This window comes from Shewanella sp. 11B5, from assembly GCF_002836795.1.
GTDB lineage: Bacteria > Pseudomonadota > Gammaproteobacteria > Enterobacterales > Shewanellaceae > Shewanella > Shewanella frigidimarina.
The window spans coordinates 1-1,003 of the sequence record NZ_PJAP01000006.1 but is presented as its reverse complement, the minus strand read 5'-3'; the positions used below and the strand labels follow the sequence as shown (position 1 = coordinate 1,003).

General features: G+C 44.9%; 1 pseudogene. It reads left to right on the top strand.

Annotated elements, in window-relative coordinates:
* Positions 1-13: 13 nt before the first annotated feature.
* Positions 14-1,003: pseudogene (gene gltB, locus CXF78_RS00070) on the top strand (glutamate synthase large subunit); the annotation flags it as partial.

The window sequence follows — 1,003 nt, the reverse complement described above, 5'->3', positions numbered from 1 at the left end:
GGGGGTTTTTTGTATGAGCTTGTATCATCCCAGTTTTGAGCGTGACAATTGCGGATTTGGTTTGATTGCACAAATGGACGGCGACGCAAGTCACCGCATTGTGCGTACCGCGATTCATGGTCTCGATCGAATGAAGCATCGTGGTGGTATTGCAGCTGACGGACGCACAGGTGATGGCTGTGGTCTATTAATGCAAATGCCTACAGATTTTTTTGAAGCTATTGCGGCAGAAAACGATTGGCATTTAAGCCGAAAATTTGCCGTAGGTATGCTATTTCTCAGCCAAGATGAACAACGCGCTGATGAAGCGAAGTTTATCTTAGAAAAAGAACTACAACGAGAAACACTCAGTGTCGCTGGCTGGCGTAAAGTACCTATTAATCCGGATGTCTTGGGGGAGATTGGTCGGGAAAGCTTGCCACAAATTTATCAAGTATTGATCAACGCGCCAGTAGGCTGGCGAGAAAAAGATCTCGAGCGTCGCCTATATATGGCTCGCCGCCGCCTTGAACAACAAATCACCGATGACAAAGACTTTTATGTCGCCAGTCTTTCTGGACAAGTCATTGTGTATAAAGGCTTAATGATGCCAGCAGATCTGCCATCATTTTACACTGACCTTGCAGACATTCGTTTGAAAAGTGCTATTTGTTTATTTCATCAGCGCTTTTCAACTAACACATCGCCAAAATGGCCATTAGCTCAACCGTTTCGTTACCTCGCTCATAACGGCGAAATCAATACCATTACCGGTAACCGCCAATGGGCAAGAGCGCGCGCCTATAAGTTTAATTCGCCTTTGCTACCAGATTTACAACAAGCGGCCCCTTTTGTTAACGAAACAGGTTCAGACTCGTCTTCTTTAGACAATATGCTCGAAATGTTGTTATCAGGCGGGATGGATTTATATCGAGCCATGCGATTGCTTATTCCACCAGCATGGCAATCAAATCCTGAAATGGATGACGAGTTAAAGGCCTTTTACGATTTTAACTCAATGCAC